The organism is Paracrocinitomix mangrovi (assembly GCF_019740355.2).
GTDB lineage: Bacteria > Bacteroidota > Bacteroidia > Flavobacteriales_D > Crocinitomicaceae > Paracrocinitomix > Paracrocinitomix mangrovi.
In genome coordinates this window covers 1,851,975-1,873,715 of sequence record NZ_CP091819.1, presented here as the reverse complement: position 1 = coordinate 1,873,715, position 21,741 = coordinate 1,851,975, and the positions used below count along the sequence as shown (strand labels likewise).

At 36.2% G+C, this 21,741-nt stretch carries 17 protein-coding genes; 7 read left to right on the top strand and 10 right to left on the bottom strand.

Annotated elements, in window-relative coordinates:
- Positions 1-85 precede the first annotated feature (85 nt).
- From queA to K6119_RS08435, 4 genes are all read left to right on the top strand, one after another.
- Positions 86-1,141, top strand: coding sequence for a tRNA preQ1(34) S-adenosylmethionine ribosyltransferase-isomerase QueA (gene queA, locus K6119_RS08450; RefSeq protein WP_221838196.1), 1,056 nt, complete (start codon positions 86-88; stop codon positions 1,139-1,141).
- Between the two features lie 47 nt (positions 1,142-1,188).
- Positions 1,189-1,869 carry a 2-C-methyl-D-erythritol 4-phosphate cytidylyltransferase gene (locus tag K6119_RS08445; protein ID WP_221838193.1) on the top strand — a complete coding sequence of 227 codons (681 nt, stop codon included), beginning with the start codon at positions 1,189-1,191 and terminating at the stop codon, positions 1,867-1,869.
- Positions 1,870-2,031: 162 nt separating this feature from the next.
- Entirely contained in the window at positions 2,032-4,266 is a 2,235-nt protein-coding gene (locus tag K6119_RS08440; RefSeq protein ID WP_221838185.1) for an NADP-dependent isocitrate dehydrogenase, read from the top strand.
- A gap of 127 nt (positions 4,267-4,393) precedes the next feature.
- On the top strand, positions 4,394-6,415 hold the full coding sequence (locus K6119_RS08435; protein WP_221838174.1) for a tetratricopeptide repeat protein: 2,022 nt from the start codon (positions 4,394-4,396) through the stop codon (positions 6,413-6,415).
- Between the two features lie 178 nt (positions 6,416-6,593).
- On the opposite strand, the gene K6119_RS08430 is transcribed toward K6119_RS08435, so the two are convergent.
- The 4 genes from K6119_RS08430 to K6119_RS08415 all read right to left on the bottom strand — a co-directional run bounded on the left by K6119_RS08430 (position 6,594) and on the right by K6119_RS08415 (position 9,846).
- On the bottom strand, positions 6,594-7,535 hold the full coding sequence (locus K6119_RS08430; protein ID WP_221838171.1) for an alkaline phosphatase family protein: 942 nt from the start codon (positions 7,533-7,535) through the stop codon (positions 6,594-6,596).
- 92 nt (positions 7,536-7,627) lie between these two features.
- Complete coding sequence (locus K6119_RS08425) at positions 7,628-8,818, bottom strand: WG repeat-containing protein (protein WP_221838168.1); 1,191 nt, start codon at positions 8,816-8,818, stop codon at positions 7,628-7,630.
- On the bottom strand, positions 8,815-9,390 hold the full coding sequence (locus K6119_RS08420; protein WP_221838166.1) for a DUF922 domain-containing protein: 576 nt from the start codon (positions 9,388-9,390) through the stop codon (positions 8,815-8,817). Before K6119_RS08420 ends, K6119_RS08425 begins: the two co-directional genes overlap by 4 nt.
- Positions 9,391-9,471: 81 nt before the next feature.
- Positions 9,472-9,846 carry a globin domain-containing protein gene (locus K6119_RS08415; protein ID WP_221838164.1) on the bottom strand — a complete coding sequence of 125 codons (375 nt, stop codon included), beginning with the start codon at positions 9,844-9,846 and terminating at the stop codon, positions 9,472-9,474.
- Positions 9,847-9,913: 67 nt separating this feature from the next.
- Here K6119_RS08415 and K6119_RS08410 point away from each other — a divergent pair, with 67 nt between their 5' ends.
- Both K6119_RS08410 and tsaB read left to right on the top strand, forming a co-directional pair.
- Positions 9,914-11,101 carry an OmpA family protein gene (locus K6119_RS08410; protein ID WP_221838162.1) on the top strand — a complete coding sequence of 396 codons (1,188 nt, stop codon included), beginning with the start codon at positions 9,914-9,916 and terminating at the stop codon, positions 11,099-11,101.
- Positions 11,101-11,772 (top strand): tRNA (adenosine(37)-N6)-threonylcarbamoyltransferase complex dimerization subunit type 1 TsaB, encoded by a 672-nt coding sequence (gene tsaB / locus K6119_RS08405; RefSeq protein WP_221838160.1) that lies wholly within the window; start codon positions 11,101-11,103, stop codon positions 11,770-11,772. Before K6119_RS08410 ends, tsaB begins: the two co-directional genes overlap by 1 nt.
- On the opposite strand, the gene K6119_RS08400 is transcribed toward tsaB, so the two are convergent.
- From K6119_RS08400 to K6119_RS08380, 5 genes are all read right to left on the bottom strand, one after another.
- Entirely contained in the window at positions 11,769-13,625 is a 1,857-nt protein-coding gene (locus K6119_RS08400; protein WP_221838157.1) for a T9SS type A sorting domain-containing protein, read from the bottom strand. The genes tsaB and K6119_RS08400 overlap by 4 nt on opposite strands.
- An 83-nt stretch (positions 13,626-13,708) precedes the next feature.
- The gene (gene gpmI, locus K6119_RS08395) at positions 13,709-15,226 is read right to left on the bottom strand and encodes a 2,3-bisphosphoglycerate-independent phosphoglycerate mutase (protein ID WP_221838154.1); all 1,518 of its coding nucleotides are present in this window, start codon (positions 15,224-15,226) and stop codon (positions 13,709-13,711) included.
- Positions 15,219-16,127 carry a sensor histidine kinase gene (locus K6119_RS08390; RefSeq protein WP_221838151.1) on the bottom strand — a complete coding sequence of 303 codons (909 nt, stop codon included), beginning with the start codon at positions 16,125-16,127 and terminating at the stop codon, positions 15,219-15,221. The genes gpmI and K6119_RS08390 overlap by 8 nt, the downstream gene beginning before the upstream one ends.
- Before the next feature lie 60 nt (positions 16,128-16,187).
- Positions 16,188-17,666, bottom strand: a complete 1,479-nt coding sequence (locus K6119_RS08385) for a T9SS type A sorting domain-containing protein (protein WP_221838148.1) — start codon at positions 17,664-17,666, stop codon at positions 16,188-16,190.
- Positions 17,667-17,749: 83 nt separating this feature from the next.
- Positions 17,750-21,016, bottom strand: a complete 3,267-nt coding sequence (locus K6119_RS08380; RefSeq protein WP_221838145.1) for a lectin-like domain-containing protein — start codon at positions 21,014-21,016, stop codon at positions 17,750-17,752.
- A 103-nt stretch (positions 21,017-21,119) separates the two neighbouring features.
- On the opposite strand from K6119_RS08380, the gene arsC reads away from it, so the two are divergent.
- Entirely contained in the window at positions 21,120-21,458 is a 339-nt protein-coding gene (gene arsC / locus K6119_RS08375) for an arsenate reductase (glutaredoxin) (RefSeq protein ID WP_336246111.1), read from the top strand.
- A gap of 54 nt (positions 21,459-21,512) precedes the next feature.
- On the opposite strand, the gene K6119_RS08370 is transcribed toward arsC, so the two are convergent.
- Complete coding sequence (locus K6119_RS08370) at positions 21,513-21,680, bottom strand: hypothetical protein (protein ID WP_221838142.1); 168 nt, start codon at positions 21,678-21,680, stop codon at positions 21,513-21,515.
- Between the last annotated feature and the right edge of the window lie 61 nt (positions 21,681-21,741).

Below are 21,741 nucleotides of genomic sequence, written 5' to 3'. Positions count from 1 at the left end.
TCCAATTGAAGGGTTTTTATTCATAATCCTTCCAAATAACATTAATAAATATTAACTTTGCCATCCTTTAAATTTTAAGAAGTTTATGAAGCTATCAGCATTCAATTTTGACTTACCTGAAGATCTTATTGCCAAACACCCTAGTGATGTAAGAGATGAGGCCAGATTAATGGTTCTAAATCGCGAGAAGCAAACTATCGAGCACAAGATGTTTAAAGATGTCTTGGATTACTTTGATGAAGGTGATGTAATGATCACAAATAACACAAAAGTATTTCCTGCTAGATTGTATGGTAATAAAGAAAAAACAGGTGCTAGAATCGAAGTGTTCTTGTTGAGAGAATTGAACAGAGAAAGCTTGTTGTGGGATGTTTTGGTAGATCCTGCAAGAAAAATCAGAATCGGAAATAAACTTTATTTTACTGATGATGATTCTTTGGTTGCTGAGGTAATAGATAATACTACTTCAAGAGGTAGAACAATCAGATTTTTATTTGATGGTACCTATGAAGAATTTAAAGCTAAGATTACTGAATTAGGAGAAACTCCAATTCCTCCATACATCAAATCATTAAGAGATGTAGTTCCTGAGGATGAAGAAAGATACCAAACTATTTATGCTAAGAAAGAAGGTGCAGTTGCTGCTCCTACTGCAGGTTTGCATTTTAGTAAACAATTGATGAAACGTCTTGAGATTAAAGGTGTTGAATTTGCTGAATTGACATTGCACATTGGATTGGGGACTTTCCGTCAGGTTGAAGTAGAGGATTTAACCAAACATAAGATGGATTCAGAAGAAGCAGAAATTGATCAAACAGCTGCTGATATTGTAAACAGAGCAAAACACGATAGAAAGAAAGTGTGTGCAGTTGGAACAACTGTTATGAGAGCTGTTGAATCAAGCGTTTCAACTGAAGGTTATTTGAAGCCTTTCAAAGGTTGGACAAATAAGTTCATTTTTCCTCCTTATGATTTTTCAGTTGCTAACTGTATGATTACGAATTTCCACACACCACAATCTACATTGTTGATGATGGTGTCTGCTTTTGCCGGTCATGATTTTATCATGCAAGCTTATAATGAGGCGGTAAAAGAGAAATACAAATTCTACTCGTACGGTGACGCTATGTTGATTCTTTAAGAAGGTTTTCAGGATTTGATTATTTTGGTGTAATCAAAACTGAGGATTTGTCAACTCACGTTAAATATTCTGTAATTATTGCTGCCGGAGGTTCCGGAAGCAGAATGGGTGCGCAGATACCTAAGCAATTTTTATTGCTCAATGACAAACCCATCATTTTTCACACCATCCAAAAGTTTGTGGATGCTTTGCCGGATATTGAAATCATTGTTGTTTTACCGGAATATCAGCAAAAGCTATGGCATCAATTAGTTGATAAACATCAATTTAATCATGAGGTAAAACTGGCGATAGGAGGGGAGCAACGATATCATTCTGTAAAAGCTGGTTTGGCTTTAGCTACCGGAGATGTCATAGGTGTTCATGATGCGGTTAGACCGTTGATAGATAAAAATGTGATCAAAGCTGTTTACGAGCAGGCTGCTAATACCGGGGCGGCAGTTCCTGTTGTTGAATTAACAGACTCTATTAGAAAAATCACTTATGATGAATCTGAAGCGGTTAACAGAAAAGAATACAGATTAGTGCAAACACCACAGGTATTTAAATCTAACATCATTAAAATTGCCTATGAGCAAAAGTATCATCCAAATTTTACTGATGATGCAACTGTGGTAGAAGCTTGTGGACACGATATTGTTTTGGTTGAGGGAAATGTAGAGAATATCAAAATTACACGACCGGTGGATTTGGTTTTGGCAGCAGCATTATTAAGCGAACTTTCTTAATTAGTTTTTGGGGTCTTTTACAGCTGTTTTATAACAATTGGATTCACTATTCGCTCAAAAAGTTGAAAATCTGAAAAAATATTGCTCAAAATCACATTTGAGGTCAATGAAATCAGTAAATTTACAGGTCTTCACACGAATATTATCTTAAACTCTTTTCAAATGAGCGAAAATTACAAGATCATTTACACAAAAACGGACGAAGCTCCGGCATTAGCAACTCATTCATTTTTACCAATAGTTAAGGCATTTGCTGAACCAATTGGTGTTGCAGTAGAAACAAAAGACATTTCATTGGCTGCAAGGATTTTGGCAGTTTTTCCTGATTATTTATCGGCAGATCAACAAGTGCCAAATGCATTAGAAGAGTTAGGATCTTTGGTTAAAAAGCCTGAAGCAAATGTGATTAAATTACCAAACATTTCAGCTTCAATTCCTCAGCTTAAAGCTGCGATAAAAGAGTTGCAAGCCAAAGGATTTGCTTTGCCTGATTATCCTGAAGAGCCAAAAGATGATAAAGAAAAAGATGTAAGAGCCAGATACGATAAGGTTAAAGGTTCCGCAGTAAACCCTGTTTTAAGAGAAGGTAACTCTGATCGTAGAGCTCCTAAAGCAGTGAAAAATTTCGCTAAAAAGAATCCTCATTCAATGGGTGCCTGGTCATCAGCTTCTAAAACTCACGTGGCAACAATGTCATCAGGAGATTTTAGAGCCAATGAAAAATCGGTTACTATGCCGGCTGCTGATACAGTGACCATCACTTTTAAAGGTAATGATGGATCTTCAAAAGAATTAAAGAAATTAGATCTTTTAGAAGGAGAGGTTATTGATGGAACGTACATGAGCAAAAAAGCTTTGTTGTCATTCCTTGCTGATCAAGTAAAAGATGCTAACGATAAAGGGATTTTATTCTCAATTCACATGAAAGCTACCATGATGAAGGTTTCAGACCCTATCATTTTTGGACATGCGGTTGAGGTATTTTTTGCAGATGTATTTAACAAACACCATGATGCACTTGAAAGTGTTGGTGTAGATGTAAGAAACGGTTTTGGTGATTTAATCAGTAAAATTGAGAACCTTCCATCAGATAAAAAGAATGAAATTTTAGCAGATATTCAAGCTGTTTATGATAACGGACCTGATATCGCCATGGTGAATTCAGATAAAGGAATTACTAATTTACATGTACCTTCTGATGTGATTATTGATGCATCAATTCCGGCAATGATCAGAACTTCTGGTCAAATGTGGAACAAAGAAGGAAAACAACAAGATACTAAAGTTGTAATCCCTGATTCATCATATGCTGCTACTTACCAAACAGTAATTGATGATTGCATTGCTAACGGAGCGTATGATCCAACAACTATGGGTACTGTTCCAAATGTTGGTTTAATGGCTCAAAAAGCTGAAGAGTATGGTTCACATGATAAGACATTTGAGATATCAGGTGACGGCCAAGTTGTTGTTACCAACTCTGCTGGTGATGTTTTAATGCAACACAATGTTGAAGAAGGTGATATCTGGAGAATGTGTCAAACTAAAGATGCTCCAATTAAAGATTGGGTAAAATTAGCTGTAACAAGAGCAAATGCTACAGGATGGCCTACAGTTTTCTGGTTGGATGATACAAGAGCTCATGATGCTGAATTAATCAAAAAAGTAAAAGCTTACTTGCCTGAGTTTAATACTGCAGGAGCTGATGTGAGAATCATGTCTCAAAAAGATGCTTGTCAATTTACTTTGGACAGAATTAGAAAAGGTGAAGATACTATTGGAGTTACAGGAAATGTAATGAGAGATTATTTGACAGATTTATTCCCGATTTTAGAATTGGGTACATCTGCCAAAATGTTGTCTATCGTTCCTTTAATGAACGGAGGTGGATTGTTTGAAACAGGTGCCGGAGGTTCTGCTCCTAAGCATGTTGATCAATTTGTTGAAGAAGGTCACTTAAGATGGGATTCATTAGGAGAATTTTTAGCATTGGCTGTTTCATTGGATCATTACGGAGAAGTTACAAATAACAAAAGAGCGCAAATTTTGGGTGCTTGTTTGGATGAAGGAACTGAGAAGTTCTTGGACAATAAAAAGACTCCATCAAGAAATGTAAATGAAATTGACAACAGAGGAAGTCACTTTTATTTGGCAATGTATTGGGCAGAGGCTTTGGCTAGTCAATCAGATGATGCTGAGTTAGCTGCCATGTTTAAAGATGTAGCAGCAGCATTGGCTGAAAACGAATCAAAAATTAATGATGAGTTGTTAGCTGCACAAGGACACAAAGTTGATATCGGAGGATATTATGAACCATCAGATGAACTTTGCGGTAAAGAAATGAGACCATCTGCAACTTTCAATGAGATTTTAAGCAATATCTCACAGACTGTATAAGCGGATAAAAGAATAAAGTTAAAGGAGCAATGCGTAAAGTGTTGCTCTTTTTTTTTTTGGTTCAAATAAAATTTGTTTCTAAAAAACGTATTATTGTCAATGTATTAGCTTGATATATAGGTATACCGTGACAAAATTCATATTTGTTTTCATCTATTTTTTAGCCTTCTCTGCATATAGTCAGGATTGGGAATATTATGCAGATTGGGAAAATGAAGAAAATTCGGATTCTGTTAGAATTACCGGATTGTATCATCACACATGGAGCTATTTGTATACAAATCCGGATTCGACCATTTATTACGTAGACATACTGATTAATGAATGTTTTGAAAAAGGTGATGCTATATGGCTTTCCAATGCTTATGGAGCTAAAGGTGCTGCTTATTACATGAAATCTGATTTTCAAACTGCAATTGACGAATTACAGAATAGTATTAGAGCAGCTGATTTTATTGATACATCAAGTACAGATCCTCAGGTAAAAGAACTTTATTATTTGGCCAAATCCAATAGCATGAATACAATTGGAGCTATTTACATGAACATTGATCAAAATGTAAAGGCGAAAGAATATTTTATTAAAAGCTTGAGTTTTGATCGACTTAGAGCTGATACTTCTTCAGTATTTAGTACCTATAACAATTTGGGAGTAATTGAGCGAAGTTTAGGAAATTATGAAAAATCTAAAACTTATCTCAGGTCAGTTATTGGTCATGATTTAAATAAAGGAGATACACTGGGTGCGGCTTTTTCATATATTAATCTTGGTGGGGTTTATATGGATTTGAAAGATTATGATTCGGCGGCTTATTACTACTATTTAGCAGAGGATGTTTTTGAAAACCATGAAGACGGAAAATATGGTTTGGCTGACACTTATGTCGGAATTGGAATAGTTGAAGGATTAATGGGAAATCCTGCCAAGGGTATTACTTATTGTGAAAAGGCCTTGAATTTTTCTATGGAATCTCATGACATGCAAACTATTGTGTATTGTCATGATTGTTTACATGAAAACTACAAGAAAAAAGGGGATTTTAAAAATGCCTTGAAGCATCATGAATTGTATTTGAGCAATTTAGATAGTTTAACCAATGATGAGCAGGAAAGAGCTTTGATTCAAAAAGAAGTGTCATTTGGATTTGAGAAAAAGCAACTGCAGGATAGTTTAAATTTAATCAAACAAAAGGAAGTTTCTGAAGCACAGTTAAATGAAAAAGATGCACAATTAAAGCAAGAAAACACGATTAAAATTGCTGTTTCTTTTGGGGGATTTTTGGTAGCAATTTTTGCATTTGTCATTTATAGAAGATTAAAAGTTACCAGAGAACAAAAGGCAGAAATTGAGCATCAAAAACATATTGTGGATGAAAAAAATCAGGAGATTTTAGATTCTATCAACTATGCAAAACGATTACAACAAGCAATTTTACCACCGGATAAATTGGTGAAATCGCATATCCCCAATTCATTCATTTTGTATTTACCAAAAGATATTGTGGCAGGAGATTTTTACTGGTTTGCAAATGATGAAAATAAGCAATTGATTGCTGCAGCTGATTGTACCGGTCATGGTGTTCCGGGTGCATTGGTGAGTGTGGTTTGTCATAATGCTTTGAACCGTTCATTTAGGGAATATCAACTTAAAGAACCCGGACTGATTTTGGATAAAACCAGAGAGATAGTAATTGAGGAATTTGAAAAAAGTGAAGAAGAAGTAAAAGATGGGATGGATATTGCGCTCCTTTCAGTCGCGCGAACAAAGAGCAAAGATGAAGGAGAAAAGATTACTGTTCAATTCGCTGGGGCCAATAACCCTTTGTGGTTGGTTAGAAATGGTGAGTTGATAGAGATAAAAGCTGATAAGCAACCAATAGGGAAATATGCTGATCAAAAACCATTCACAACGCATGATGTTGAGGTTCAAAAAGGGGATTGCCTATACATGTTCTCAGATGGATTTGCAGATCAGTTTGGAGGAGACAAGGGTAAAAAGTATAAGTACAAACCTTTCAAAAGCTTTTTGGCAGGCATAGCTCATTTAGAAATGGATGAACAAAAAGCACAAATAGAAGAGGAGTTTGAGAGTTGGAAAAGTGGTTATGAGCAATTGGACGATTTGTGCGTAATTGGAGTAAAAGTTTAATTATCAGGTAAATTTTAAATTTTCATTATTAAGACAAAGGGATTGAGCGGTGCGTGGTCATTTCGTCCCGAGCTCTCGGGGCGAGAAATCTAGTGGATGGTTTGTTGAAGCTCTCCCGAAACCTCGGGAAGCGACTAGCGAAAGCCCGACAGCTGCATGCAGCTGATTGTGCCAGATACTACTTAAACAACTCTTCCATTACCACACCATCACCGGTTGGCATGCAAAAGCCCATCATTTCTGCAATAGTAGCTGGGATATCAATTTGCTCTCTTTGCGTATCCAATTTCAAATTGCGTTTAAAATCAGGTCCGTAAGCGTACAATAAAATTCTTCTGCATCCTTCACATCCGTCTCCATGCGAAACAAAACCATCTTTGTGCCCATCTAAATGACGTCCATGATCATTGGTCACAAAAAGGGTAGTTTGATCTTTGTAATTAGGATCGGTGTTGATGTATTGGAATATTCTGTAAATGTACTCGTCAGTTTTTTTCATTCCTGCCAGATACTTTTCCCAGTTGTTAGCGTGTCCCCACGAATCCGGTTGCTGAAAATTGATTAATGCTAATTCAGGTTTATCTCTCCCAAAAATTTCAATCACTTTGTCAGCTGTTTTATAATCTATTCTATATCCGGTAAATAAACCATTGTTTCCACAATCCTGATTGGGTCTAAATTTGTCTCTCCAGTCTCTGTCTTTACAGTTGGTTAAAACCGCTAGTTTATCTTTACTTGTGATTACAAAAGCTTTGTTATTTTTTTTGCCGGTTTCTTTTAACCAATACTGAAACATGGAAGGTTTCTTTGGCAATTCGTAGCCGTTATTTTTTATTTTTTGATAATTCCCTGTACAAATAGCAGTGTGCCCGGCTACTGTATAAGTAGGACCATTGTTTCTAAAGTTGGTGTATAAAACACCATGTTGAACCATGTCATTTGCCAGGTGAGGAATATGTTGATGAGTTGAGTCTCCCCAGGTTTCAGTGTATCGTGGTCCATCCATGATAACTACAATGACATTTTTGGTTTTGTACGTGGGTTTTTCTTGCGCCAATGAAAATGTGGCAACCCAAATAAATGTCAATAAAAAAATCCCCTTGCTTAATCCTCTAATCATGGTAAAATACTTTGGCCCGTGAAAATAACTGTTTTTTCGCGAATTTTAGGTCTTATACGTTACTATTGCGACAATGTTCTTGATTGTACTTCTTATTCAGATACCCAGGCTAAACCTTCAGAAAAAATCTCTGCGCGGCTGTATTTAGCCGGAATGGCAACTTTGAAATCTCTGCTTAAATAACCTTTTTTCTCATTGTGATCCAAATAAGGCATCAATTCACCACCCTTTGCCGGATAGATGTATTTAATTCCAGTTGTATCAACCGGTTTTAAATCAGGAGTGAAGTAATCTTTTGGAGTGTTCAGTAACGAAGAGGGCTTTTCAACAGGTAATACTCCCATGATGTATCCATCTTCCTTAGGATTTAGATATAAAGTTGCGTATTTGAAATCTAAAATGGTTTTCCCTGTGGTATCAATGATTCCTGTATATCCTTTCAATGTTGCTTCTGCCCATCCTTGTTCATTAAAGTCACTCAGTTTATCATAAATGGGTTTGATTTTCCACTGGTCATTAAAATCTAAATATCCCCAATCATCTCTTCTGCTACTGGTAAAAACTCTAATCCAGCCATTGCTAATACTTTGAATGTTTCCCTGTCCGGTTTTAAAAACTATTTTGCCGGTTTTGTCAATTAATACTGTTGTTCCGCCAACTCCTGCTCTTGCTAAATCATATTCTGTAAATGTGGTGACCCCGGCTTGTTTGAATTTAAGTGGAATTACAACTTCACCTTTTTCGTTAATAAAACCATATCCATCACTTTCTTCTGTTGCTACACATGCTAAGCCTTGACTAAAACTTGAAGAACCTATGTATTTACATGGGATTATTTCTTTTCCGTCATAGTCTATGAAACCTTTGTAATCACCTTGTTGGACGCATAGTAAGTTGTTGTTTCCGCTTAATATATAACCTACATTGTCATAATCACCTGTTTTGATTACGTTTCCTTTTTTGTCGATTAAGGTCCAATATTTATCATCTTTTTTCTTTACCCAGGCCCTTCCATTTACAAATCCATCACCTTTAGTTTTATCGTAAATAGCAGGAATCACCATTTGTCCTGTTTTGTCTACGAACCCTAATCTGGTTACCCAGGTATTGTTTTCAACTAAACTGATTTTTACGGCAGCATAACCATCACTAAATTGATCAACACTTTTTGCTTCAATTTTAAAAGCAATAGATCCATCCGGTTTAAGACTTAACCATGTTTTGTTTTTGGCTATTCCAACTGAAGAAATGATAATGAGTAAGAGCGTAAATAAGTGTTTCATATTGATTTATTTGTGAGGTAACTGATGTTGATTTTAATTTTTGGATTTTTATAATTGTCCAGTTTTTTCATGCTGGAAGCAATCTTTTTGTTCCATTTTTTTTGTTTTTTCTTGTTAATTGAGTGTTCGGTTTCTTTATCATATGCCAATTGCATTTCATTGGCATCTTTATAAATCTGATTAAAAATAGCACTTACTTCACTAGAAAAAGTGTTTATTCCTTTAAATCTGTGAGTTTTAATGCGTTTTCTTAGTATTCTGCTGTAATATTCTGTTATGTCAAAATGTAATTGTTCATGCTGTAAAAGATAAGTATCAGCTTCTTCTTTTTTCCATGATTTTAACTTCTCAAATACAGTTTTAATCTCAAAGGTGACATTATTTCCTTCGGCATGATATTTTAAATCTATCACTGAGTGAGTGAGTGCATGAAATTTTGAATCGGCTGGAATATCACCCTTAAAGTCGGCCCATTTCAGTTTTCTATTTGACCAGGTTAATTGATTATCAGATTGACCAAGTACTTGCGTACTGGCGATAAATAATAAAAATATGATCAATAGTCTATTCACTCTATTAAAATCTAACGGCTAGATGGGTTGATTGTCACAATTTTCATTCCTAAAATAGGAAATAAAAATTTGAGCAATATATTAACTGTTTACCATGTGGGTTGCCAACTTAGGAAAACAGTTGTATAGAGCCTCTTTAAAATCTTCTTCTATTTCCAATGTATTTATTGATTCCTTCATTAATCGCAACCATTCATCTCTACCTTCCATAGTAATTTTATGAGGCATGTGTCTCATACGCATTCTGGGATGTCCATATTTTTCAATATACCTTGGCGGACCTCCTAAAAACTGGGTTAGAAAGCAAAACTGTTTATCCTTAATTAGGTCTTTTTCGGTATGATTGAATAATGGTCCAATAATTTCAGAAGCAAAAACTCTGTCATAAAAAGCATCCAATAATTGTTTTAGCTTTTCATCACCTAGTTTTTCATAAATTGTTATTATATTATTCATATCTATTGCTTTGGCATGATATGTGAAATTACAGCAAACAAAAATACGTTATATTTGTTGTTGCCGGATGATTAAAAATTTACTCTTTTTTATATTAGCTATTGTCATTGGGAACGGTGCGTTTTCGCAAGGTTTTAAAATGCACTATTCTAACTCTTTTGCCGATTGTTTTGGGGCTTTAGAGGTTCTTGATTTTGATAATCCTGCACAAATTCAGTTTCCGGGTAATTATGGTAATAGAGATGATTTTATTACAATGAACCCTGACTTTCATGAAGTAAATTCTGTATGGATCAGAGTTGAACCGAACCTAAAAGGTAAACTTGAGTTTGAAATTTCAACAGAAAATAATGTTGATTTCAGCTTTATGTTGTTTAAAGCAGACGATAATTCTTTTTGTGAAAAGCTGGAGAATGATCAGGTAAAACCTATCATGGCTTCTACTTCTACTTTTTATCCTAAGGGTATTTCAATTGATCCAAAAGACAAAAATTTTAAACCCTCAGTGGATACTGAATTTTTAGATGTTTACTACCTAATGATTCATACCAACTCTACTTTTGAAGGGAAAGCCAAAATTAAGTGGAAGAGAGTAGGAGAGATCAGTAGAACGCAAGCGGTTATTCAAGATTTTAGAGTAAAGCCTGACGATCCAATGATTCGCGTTAGAATTAGAGATAAGGAGACACTTGAGCCTGTTGAAGCCAATATGATTATTGACGGAGTAGGTAAGGACAATGCATTGTTCATGGGGACCGATTTCATTTTTTCAGGGACAAGGGCGAGAGAATTGCATATTGAATCAAACACACCGGGATACTTTTTGTTTGTGAAGGATGTAGTATTGGATAAAAAGGCCAATGATGATGCCGATATATTGATTGAATTAGAACGACTGTCTTCTGGTAAAAAATTGCTGTTGGAGGATATCAAATTTTATCAAGATTCAGATGAGTTTTTACCGATTGCTATGCCTGCACTTAAACGATTGCTTGATTTTATGGCGCTAAATGAAGAAGTGTCAATTGAAATACAAGGGCATGTAAATGCGCCGGACATGGAGAATAGCAATAGAATTCAAAAGCTATCAGAAGATAGAGCCAAAGCAGTTAGAAAATTTTTGAAAAACAATGGTATAAATCCTGAAAGACTAATTGCTAAAGGGTTTGGGAATACTGAAATGATTTATAAAGATCCCAAAAAGCCTGAAGAGGAAGAAGCAAATAGGCGGGTTGAAATTTTGATCATTGAATAATGGCACTCATCTTACATCTTGAAACAGCTACTAAAACATGTTCAGTAGCATTATCAGAAAATGGACAATTATTGCAGCTTGCAGAGGAAACCTCTGATAAATTCTCTCATGCTGAAAAGTTGAATTTCTTCATTGAAGAAGTGATGAAAGCAGCCGGTAAGTCTATAAAAGATTTAGAAGCTGTAGCAATTAGTGCTGGTCCCGGATCTTATACCGGATTAAGAATAGGTACCAGTTCTGCAAAGGGGATTTGTTATGCTTTAGATATTCCTTTAATTAGTATCAATTCTTTAAAAGCCTTGGCCTCTTTGGTTGATACAAATGACATTGTTTGCCCAATGTTTGATGCAAGGAGAATGGAAGTTTACACGGCACTTTATCGCAATGGCGAAAATCTTCTTGAAACCCAGGCTATGATTATAGATGAGTTTTCTTTTACTTCAGAATTGTCTCAAGGCAAGATTATTTTTGTTGGACCCGGAGCTGAAAAATGTCAAGAAATTATTCAAAATGACAATGCCGTATTTGACCTTGCAACAGAAGTTTCAGCTAAAGGGATGATCCAACTGGCACTGGAGAAATTCAAAGCCAAAGACTTTGAAGATCTCGCCTATTTTGAGCCAGCATATCTTAAAGATTTTATTGCAGGAAAGCCAAAGAAATTGATTTAGCGTTCAATTTCCAGTTTTATTTGCTCTTGCTGTTCATCCTTAATTAATACCAATACATAAACACCTGTAGACAGTTCTGATGTGTTAATTTGAATCAGATTTTGATACGCTTCAATTGTTGCGCTCACTTTTTGACCAAGGGTGTTGTAGATACTTATTTCATACTGCCCGATATTTGGTTTCATTACATGAACAATGTCATTTGCCGGGTTAGGGTACAAGATGGTTTGGTCATCTTCAAAATTTACCGTTCTAGTATCTGATAATGTATAGGTGCCATTGAAATCAGTTTGACGCAGGCGATAATAATTTAATCCCAAATTTGGATTTGAGTGAATTGTACTGTAATTAATGGTTTGAGTACTATTACCTGCTCCTTTTACTGTTGTAATTATATTCCACTGATTTCCATTCAAAGAATGTTCAATTGTGAAGTAATCATTGTCTTTTTCAGAAGCAGTAACCCAACTCAGTAATACCTGATCATTGACTAATTCAGCATCAAATGAGATAATTTCAATGGGTAATGGTCCGGATAGGTTTTCCTGAACACCTTCACCATTTAATCCTCCGCCACTTCCTGCAATTGAGGTACAAGGATTTGAATTATTGTCGCAACCTCCTGAGCCATTATTGGTAATGGTTGAAGCATTAGCCATTGGTTGCATACCTGAATAAAACACAACTCCTTGGCCACCGCCGCCACCGCCGCCATGTGTAGCGCCGCTATTAACAGATCCACCATCTCCACCACTGGCTTCAATGTTCAAAGGGCATGCACCTGTAATATTCCAGGTATTCACTTCAAAAACAATTGAACCTCCGGCGCCTCCACCTCCGCCTCCATCATTTCCTGCAAATGCTATATTTTCTCCGTTTGCAGAAATAGTAACACCCGTACAAGCGTCTGTAATGATTTCATTTGCTTTGATAAGGACAATGCCTCCACCATCTCCACCATCAGTTGAAAGATTGTTGTTTCCTTCGCCGGCTCCGCCGCCGCCGCCCATGAAGATACGGTTAGCAGAAATTTGACCTTGTAAAGAAATTCCTCCAAGTCCTCCGGCAGATGGGTTACAATTGGGCCATCCTGGACCTGCGTCTCCTCCGGAAGTGTAGTTTCCTCCTCCACCGCCACCTCCATTGTGACTATTTCCTCCACCACCTCCGTTTAGGATTTTACCCATTCCGGCTGCTTGATTTCCTAATATCCTTCTAAAAATTCCTTCTCCTTTGTCCGCAAAGTTAGCTTGTGTATTAACTCTATAGCTTCCACCACCTGAACAACCTGCTGATCCACCGGCATTAGGTCCGGCACCTCTGAAACCATTATAATCTGCGCTAATATTATTGTTTAAGGTTAATGTTCCGGCCACGTTGAATGCAACCACACCACCTGTTGTACCATCCCAATCTTTAGCCGTAATGTCAAATGTGGTTGTGTAGTCAGGTGCCCCCAAGTCTCGAAAAGTGATGATCTGAACTGAGCAATTATTACAAATATTGTAAGTGTTGTTTGGAATACTAACTAAAGAAATTGAATTTGGCACACCGGCGATTTCTGTGTGTGTTTGAATTTGCCGGACTTCATACAAACCTGCACTGTTAATGCTTCCAAGATCTCCAAAATTGACTGTATTAGAAACATTGCCAATTACATCATCTTGCATTTGCATGATTACAATCCACTCACCATCTTCGAACGAATCTGCTGATTCATCCACAGTACCAAGTGTCAGCATGTTATCCACAATACCAACAACCTCGGCATAACCATTTATGTTTTGACTGTTGGCGGTGAGTGTAGTAGTAGTAAATGCCGCAACAGACAAAACTAATTTTGCCTTATTCATAGAAACGTAGTAGTTAACGCAAATATATAGTGATATCTGACGTCAATCAATTTTACGGATCACTTCTCGATAAGTTGTAAAATTTATCCGATTAAAGATGAGCCGGTCATCTCTTTTGGTTGAGAAACACCTAATAATTCAAGTATTGTTGGTGCCACATCCTGTAAAATTCCATTTTTTAATGATTGAACATCTTTGTCAATCACTATAACAGGAACAGGGTTCATTGAATGAGCGGTGTTTGGACTTCCATCAGGGTTAATTGCGAAATCTGAGTTACCATGATCTGCTATAATAATGAATGAATACCCTAAATCTTTCCCTTTTTCAACTACCTCTTTTACACAAGAATCAACGTGTTCAGCAGCTTTAATAATGGCTTCATAAACACCTGTGTGACCTACCATATCAGTGTTGGCAAAATTCAAGCAAATAAAATCAGGAGTTTCATTCTCCATGAAAGCAATAACAGCATCTTTTATTTCACTCGCACTCATCTCTGGTTGCATATCATAAGTTGCAACTTTAGGTGAAGGAATCATAATCCTTGATTCACCTTTAAATTCTTTTTCCCTCCCACCGGAAAAAAAGAAACTTACGTGAGGATATTTTTCTGTTTCAGCAATACGCAACTGTGTCATACCTGCATTGGACACTACTTCACCCAATGTATTGGGAAGATTGTCATTTTCAAAGATGACATGAACTCCTTTAAAGGTTTTGTCATAATTGGTCATGGTTAAATAATGCAGGTCTAATGTATGCATGTTTTGCTCATGAAAATGCTGTTGAGTAAGAGCCATGGTGATTTCACGACAACGATCGGTTCTAAAATTAAAACAGATGACAATGTCACCATCTTCAATTTTTGCCAATGGTTCACCGTTTTCTACAATTACATTTGCCGTAATAAATTCATCCGTCACGTTTTTACTATATGAAGCCTGTATAGCCTCAATAGATGATGTATATGCTTCACCTTCGCCATGAACTAATAAATCATAAGCTATTTTAATGCGTTCCCAGCGTTTGTCTCGATCCATGGCATAGTATCTACCAATAACTGAGGCTACTTTAACATTGCTTCCTTTAATGTGGTTTTCTAGTGCTTCTAAATGACCTAATCCGGTAGTTGGATTACAATCTCTTCCATCTGTAAAAGCATGCACAAAGGTTTGTGGAATTTCCATTTCGTTAGCTAAATCACACAATGCAAACAAATGGGCTAAAGATGAATGAACACCACCTGTTGAAACCAAACCCATTAAATGAAGTTTTCTGTTTTCCTTTTTAGCTTTATTCAAAGCATTCAATAAAACAGGATTTTTTTGAAATTCTCCTTCTTTAATGGCTTTATTAATTCTAGTTAATTCTTGATATACAATTCTTCCGGCGCCAATATTTAAATGCCCAACTTCTGAGTTACCCATTTGACCCTCAGGTAAACCTACATTTTCGCCATGAGTTAGTAATTCTGCGGCTGGCTGATTCATTTCCAAATCATCCATAAATGGTGTGTTAGCATTAAATATACCATCAGATTTGGTGTGATCACCATGACCCCATCCATCTAAAATTAATAAAGCAACTTTTTTATTCATTAAATTGAATTTCAACTGTTAAACCTTGAGGCTTATTGTCAAGTAATTTGATTTTACCTCCTTGTGTTTCTACTAAGAATTTCACTATGTAAAGACCTAATCCTGTTCCTTTTGATTTGCGGGTCATTTCATTTTCAACTCTATAAAATTTGTTGAATACCCTTTCTTTTGCAGCAGCATCAAGTCCGATACCTTCATCTGAAATTTGCAAAATAGTTTTACCTGATTTTTTTGTAAGGCTGATACTTACTTTACTACCTTTAGGAGCATATTTACTTGCGTTTTCTAGTATGTTATAAACTATACTGTCCAAAGCTTCTTTGTCTAAATCGATAGTGATTTCATCCAGGGAAAGAGAAAAAGTATAGTCTACCATTAAAGTATCCTTCAAAGAATTTACAACCTTATTGATATAGTCGTCTAAATCAATTTTTTCTTTGTGAATGAAGTAATTACTGCTATCTATATTTCTGGCTGTTAAAATATCGGAGATAAGATGGTTCAATCGTTTTACTTCACTTAGTGCCCTATCACAAGCATCTTTTTTCTTTTCTTCACTTAAATCTCTATCCCTAATAGTTTCCAGAAAAAGTCCAATTGAAGCTAAAGGTGTCTTTAATTCATGACTAACTGATTGTAAGAAATTTTGCTGCAGTTCATTTATTTCTCTCTCTCTTTTAAGTGCTCTTCTGATCATGTAAACACCACCAAGAAGGATAATAAGGAAAACCAATCCTTCACCCAAAAGCATCCAGGTTTTGCTTTTTAATTGATCAGGATGAGTGTAGATTTTTTTGTAAAGGCCAAACAATTGGAAAAGCCACCAACTAAATTGGATAATTACATATCCAACTAGTATGTAAAATAGAAAAACCGGATTTTTCAGTCTTTTCCTTACCATTTGGCAAATTTCGGGAATATTTCACAAAAAAAAGCCGGATCAATGTCCGGCTTTTAAAATTTAATGTCTTATCATGAGTTTTTTCGTGACCTGATCATGGTCTGAACTTACTCTAATAAAGTAGGTGCCACTGCTGTAATCTAATGTGTTTAGATAATGTTTGTTGCCATCTGCAACATCAGTCATTACAACTTCACCGATAATGTTTAGCAATTCTATTCTTGTGCCTGCTTTAAGTCCATTAACTGTAACTGTAGAGTTGGCAGGGTTTGGATACAATGAAAAATCTACCTTGTTGTCCTCTATACCTAAATTATCCACTGTTACTGGCAATACTAATGTGTCAGAGAAACATTCGTTATATGCAATCATGGTAACTTCATAAGTGGCAACTGAATCATATGCATGGAATGGTTCCCACATGTTAGATGAAGTTGAATCTCCAAAATCCCAATAAACTGAATCAGCATTTGTAGAATTATTTGTGAAAATCACCCAAGTATCATTATTGATAAAGCTAAAATCTGCAAACACTGAATCAATAACTGTGATAGATTGTGAAGAAACGAAAGGACAGTTTACGTTGTTATAAACGTATCTTCTAAGTGTGTCTTTTAAAGTTATGTCGTATGAACCTGGTGTTGTATAAGTATGACAAGCATTTAACAAATTACCATTTTGCAAACCATCACCCCATGTCCAAAGAATATTTGATGTGTTTCCGTCCCAGTTATATTGTGAATTACTAAAAACTGGTTTTTGAGCATATTCTACACATCCGGCACTTACAACATTTGGACAAATTTCATCATCAAGAAGATTGAAACCATCTTGCAAGTCATATTTAATTCTAGGGCTTATCAAAGCATCAAAGTCATATCCTGCACCAAATGCCAAGGCATTATATGTCCCTTCATAGGTTGGAGCAAAAGGATTGTTGTAGTAATAGAAAAAATGACCGTCACCATTTCCATCATTTACGGTTCCGTCACTCACTATAACATAAACAGAGTCATCAGTTGTATTTTGATAACCAATAATATAGTCTGAATTAACTGTAACCACAGTATCGAAAGATGATTTAACTGACATGTCAGGGATAACAATACTAAAGGCCTGATGAGTTACATAAACTGAATCTATAGCCAATTGAGCTCCTAAAGTATCATTTACTTGGTCATATTCATGTAAAGTTGTAATGAATAAAACAGAATCTACATCAGTATCTGAAACGTAAGCAAAAAACTCAATTCCTGAAATTTCCATTGGTTGTGGAGCGTAAAATCTTTGATAAGCGCCACCATAAAAAATAAATTCTGAATTGTTTCCTTGTCTACAAATGCTCTCAAACACTTGTGACGTTTTTCCTAAACCAATGTAATTATTGTAATAAGCACCGCAAGAATCGCCAACAGCTTTATATTGTGCTTGATTCCAATTAGGAGTGGAACCATGCTGCTCTGGCAAAATTGGGTTGTTTTGTGCCAGACCAATACTGCTAATTAGTAATGCGGCAAGCGTGTAGTAGAATTTAATCATATTCGTAATTGATTGTATTAGAAACAAAAATAGAATTTAATCTGTTAGTGTTAACGATTATTCGACGAAAAGAGTTGGCTACTCTATTTAATTATTGAAACATTGCCTTCAATGACAATTTTATCACCTAAAACGGTCTCGCCTTTTAACATGTAAACAAATGTTTGAGGCTCTAGCGGTTTGCCATTCATAGTACCATCCCAAAAGTCTTTTTGTTCATCTGCATAGTACACTCTTTTACCCCAACGATCATAGATTTCAATAGTAAAATTGAAAAGTCGTGGACCTTTAATTTCTAAAACATCATTCCATCCATCACCATTTGGTGAAAATATGTTTGGTACAAATACGTCCATATATCCATTGATGTCTACTAAAACACTGTCAGTATTTACACAGCCATTTTTATCGGTGGCAAAAACAACATATACTGTTGCTTGATCAGGAACATCATAAACAATACTACAATCACCTTCTACGCATTCTTCTACAGATGGAATCCAATCTAAGGTGACACTTGATGGAGAAGTGGCCCACATGGTTACCTCGCCTCCAATACCTATTAAGGTGTCATTGCCAGCATAAATTAAAGGCAAAGGATAAACTATAACCAGAATGCTGTCCTGCGAAAATCCACAAGAAGGGTTGTCAGCAGTTACAACAAACCAGCTGGTTGAATCAGGTCCCAAATAAACGGATGCTCCTAACTGGCCATCATCCCAACTTATGTCATATCCATTATTAATGGCTGTTACCAAAGTAGAGTCTCCTTTACATATCCCTACTGAATCTGGTACGTCAACAGTTGGAGCAGGTTGAACTAATATTTCTACTTCTGTTGAGTCAGATTCACAACCATTCAGTGTTTCGTAAACATAATAGATGGATGTTCCGGCAGTAAGTCCCGGAGTGTATGTTGTTCCGGTACCAAGATTTATTCCCAAAGAATTATACCAATCAATTTGTCCTCCTAAACTAGGAGTTGCTGTTAAAGCTGTAGGTGTTTCACCTTCACAGTATCCTGTTTGACCTGTAACAGTTGGAGCAGGAGGTGTAGGTTTTACGGTATATGTAATCTCTTCAGCCGGACCTTCGCATCCATTTGCCGTTTCTGTAACAAATAGGCTCCATGTTCCTGGAGTGAATGATGGATTAAAATTAGGATTAGTTGATAAAACATTAGCAGGTCCCAAAGCAGGATCAGCATCATACCAGGTAATATTTCCACCCATGGATGCCGTTGCTAATAAAGTGGTAGGAACCACTCCTTCACACCAAACGGTCTGTCCGGTCCAAGTCGGTTCGATAGGTACAGGGTTAACAGTGATAATTACAGAATCCACATCTCCGGTACATCCTAAAACTGATTCAGCTTCAATGGCGTAATAAGTATTAGTGCCAACTACAGGGCTAGGTGTGTAAGAGTTTCCTGTTGCTAATGGAGCTCCTGTTAGTCCGGGGTTATTATACCATTCAACTGTACCTCCATTTGTAGAAACTACATTTAATGGATTTATAGGGTCTCCATCACAATACGTATTGTTTGATTCAATATCCACATCCGGAGGTATTATTACAGTTATGGTTCCTGATCCGGAAGGTGCCGCGATAGGGCATCCTGCACTGGTTGCTGAACTGATTGTAAATGTTCCGGCATTTGCATTGCTGAATGTATAAGGACTTGAGGTTATCCCTGTTATATTATAAGGACCTCCTGGACCTGAGATTGTGAAATCATATGGTGTTGGACCAGTCATTGATACAGACAAGTCACCTAAGTCACCTTCACATACTGTTGGTGTTCCACTTATACTTATTGTACCAGGCGTATATGTATTAATGGTAATGTTTTCTTGAATTACACATCCGGTTCCTGGATCTGTAACATCTACTGTAAAAGTTGTTGCTGAAGAAATTGTACATGTTGGATCTGCAATATTCGCATTATCTAAAAAGCCTCCATTGTTCCAGCTATATGTGTAAGCGGGTGGTGTAATTCCGCAATCTACTGTAAATTGTGCGGTAGCACCATTATACCACGTAGTACTTCCAGATAAAAAATTACTAAGAATTTGTGCAACAGTATCTCCACTTTCATCTACCATAAAAACAGAGCTTTCTTGTGGAGATCCGGTACCATTTATTACCATGTCAATATCAGATCCATGAGGAAAACACATATTGAATACAGTTGTAGAAGGCATACCTCCACCATCTGTTGCCGTATATGTTCCTTGCGAAGTTCCATCAACAAAAATTTCTACTTCTGCTCCGTTCCAATCATCCCAAATATCATAGCAATGAAGTTCAAAGCAGCAGGTGTTACCTACAAATGGAATACCTTGAGCATGCAGTTGAGTTGAGGTACCCGGGCAAATTGTAGTTAAATCAGCAGTAACATCTACCATGAATCCAACTCCTATGTCAATAGTTACTGAGTTAGTGCATCCCTGATTATCAGTAATCGTCAATGTAACAGGATGATTACCTGCTGTAGCAAAAGTATGAGAAGGATTAGGTCCGCCATTTAGCAAAGGTGTTCCGTCAAAATCCCAATCATATTGAACAATTGGATACTGACTATTAGTTGTAGCAGTAAAGTTGATTACCTGTCCCGGACAGTTTGTTGGACTGTAGGTAAAATCAGGTTCAATCGCAATTTGAACTGTTTGTTCATTTGAAAAGGCGCTTGTTGCACCTGTCCATCCCCATGTTACGTTTGTTGCTCCACCTAAATTATTGGTGATCATGTTGCTGGTTTCAGTCAAAGTCAACATACCATCATAGTACACTTCTAAAGTTTGAGTAGCTCCTGGTGTCCATGTAATTTCAATAATATGATTTTGGCAATCTTCTACGTCATTTGCCGGTGTTGGGTCGATAGTAGAAACACCAGTTAATGCTGTATTTACTGGATCGTTGTGATTGATGATTCCGTTCCCCATTAATGCAATATGATCATAAGGTACATCCCAATTTGTTGTTTGCCCTGAAGCTTGATTATCTCTAGTGTCAAATTCAACAGCTAATGTATTGGTAAGACCTTGATATCCTAATCCAAAACCTCCAGTGCCAAGAGTCCAAGCTCCAGGTTGAAGCACAAAGGCCATTCCTTCACCTCCAAAATTGTCACATCCAAAATTTACAGAAAATTTAAGCGACCAAGCAGTAGTAAGATTTAATTGCGTTGTACCATACATTCCTCCGGTTTGGTTTGGAGTGTTTGAGGTAATAGTAAACTCATTACAACCGGGACCAGTTGTAGCATTACCACTTACGGCATACTGTCCAAAACTGTTGGACATTGCCGTTAAGAGTACGATTGTTAATACGTAGGCGTATCTAATCATCCTATTATTTTAACGCAATCTCAATGATTATCGTTTGTTATACGTGATTTTTGCTAAAAAAGTTGTCTAAATTTAAGGCTTTAATTAACAGTATAACTTGATTATGGAAATTTGGCACAATAACCGTTGTTCAAAAAGTAGACAAACATTAGCAATTATTGAGGATAGCGGAACTAAAGTAACAATAGTAAATTACCTTGAAAATCCACCAACAAAAAAGGAGTTGAAAGAAGTTTTGGTAAAGTTGGGAATGAAAGCTGCAGATATAGTTAGAAAAGGAGAGGATATTTATAAAGAAAAATTCAAAGGAAAAGAATTATCTGAAGATGAATGGATTGCTGCACTAATTGATAATCCTAAACTAATTGAAAGACCAATTGTGATTAAAGGCGATAAGGCTGTGTTAGGTAGACCACCAGAGAATGTAAATGAATTGTTATAAATAAAAAAAGCTTCTGAGAAATCAGAAGCTTTAATTTTTTTAATGGATGACTACTTAGGCTTCGCCTTCGCCGTCAGCTGTTTCAACTAATCTTTTTGGACGTAACATTTCGATACTACCTAATGTAATCCATAAAGGAAGTGCAACTCCCATAAGGAACACTAAAACCCAAAATGCCATCAGTCCGATACAAAGAAATAAAGCAAATCCTAATGCAACCATGATTATATATTGTTAATTTTGTTGTCTAATTCTGCTGTAAAGTTATAATTAATTCTCAAAA

Coding starts and splice junctions, on each gene's coding strand:
- queA (WP_221838196.1), top strand. CDS start 86: ATGAAGCTATCAGCATTCAATTTTGACTTACCTGAAGATCTTATTGCC.
- K6119_RS08440 (WP_221838185.1), top strand. CDS start 2,032: ATGAGCGAAAATTACAAGATCATTTACACAAAAACGGACGAAGCTCCG.
- K6119_RS08430 (WP_221838171.1), bottom strand. CDS start 7,535: ATGATTAGAGGATTAAGCAAGGGGATTTTTTTATTGACATTTATTTGG.
- K6119_RS08425 (WP_221838168.1), bottom strand. CDS start 8,818: ATGAAACACTTATTTACGCTCTTACTCATTATCATTTCTTCAGTTGGA.
- K6119_RS08415 (WP_221838164.1), bottom strand. CDS start 9,846: ATGAATAATATAATAACAATTTATGAAAAACTAGGTGATGAAAAGCTA.
- K6119_RS08410 (WP_221838162.1), top strand. CDS start 9,914: ATGATTAAAAATTTACTCTTTTTTATATTAGCTATTGTCATTGGGAAC.
- tsaB (WP_221838160.1), top strand. CDS start 11,101: ATGGCACTCATCTTACATCTTGAAACAGCTACTAAAACATGTTCAGTA.
- K6119_RS08400 (WP_221838157.1), bottom strand. CDS start 13,625: ATGAATAAGGCAAAATTAGTTTTGTCTGTTGCGGCATTTACTACTACT.
- gpmI (WP_221838154.1), bottom strand. CDS start 15,226: ATGAATAAAAAAGTTGCTTTATTAATTTTAGATGGATGGGGTCATGGT.
- K6119_RS08390 (WP_221838151.1), bottom strand. CDS start 16,127: ATGGTAAGGAAAAGACTGAAAAATCCGGTTTTTCTATTTTACATACTA.
- K6119_RS08385 (WP_221838148.1), bottom strand. CDS start 17,666: ATGATTAAATTCTACTACACGCTTGCCGCATTACTAATTAGCAGTATT.
- K6119_RS08380 (WP_221838145.1), bottom strand. CDS start 21,016: ATGATTAGATACGCCTACGTATTAACAATCGTACTCTTAACGGCAATG.
- arsC (WP_336246111.1), top strand. CDS start 21,120: ATGGAAATTTGGCACAATAACCGTTGTTCAAAAAGTAGACAAACATTA.
- K6119_RS08370 (WP_221838142.1), bottom strand. CDS start 21,680: ATGGTTGCATTAGGATTTGCTTTATTTCTTTGTATCGGACTGATGGCA.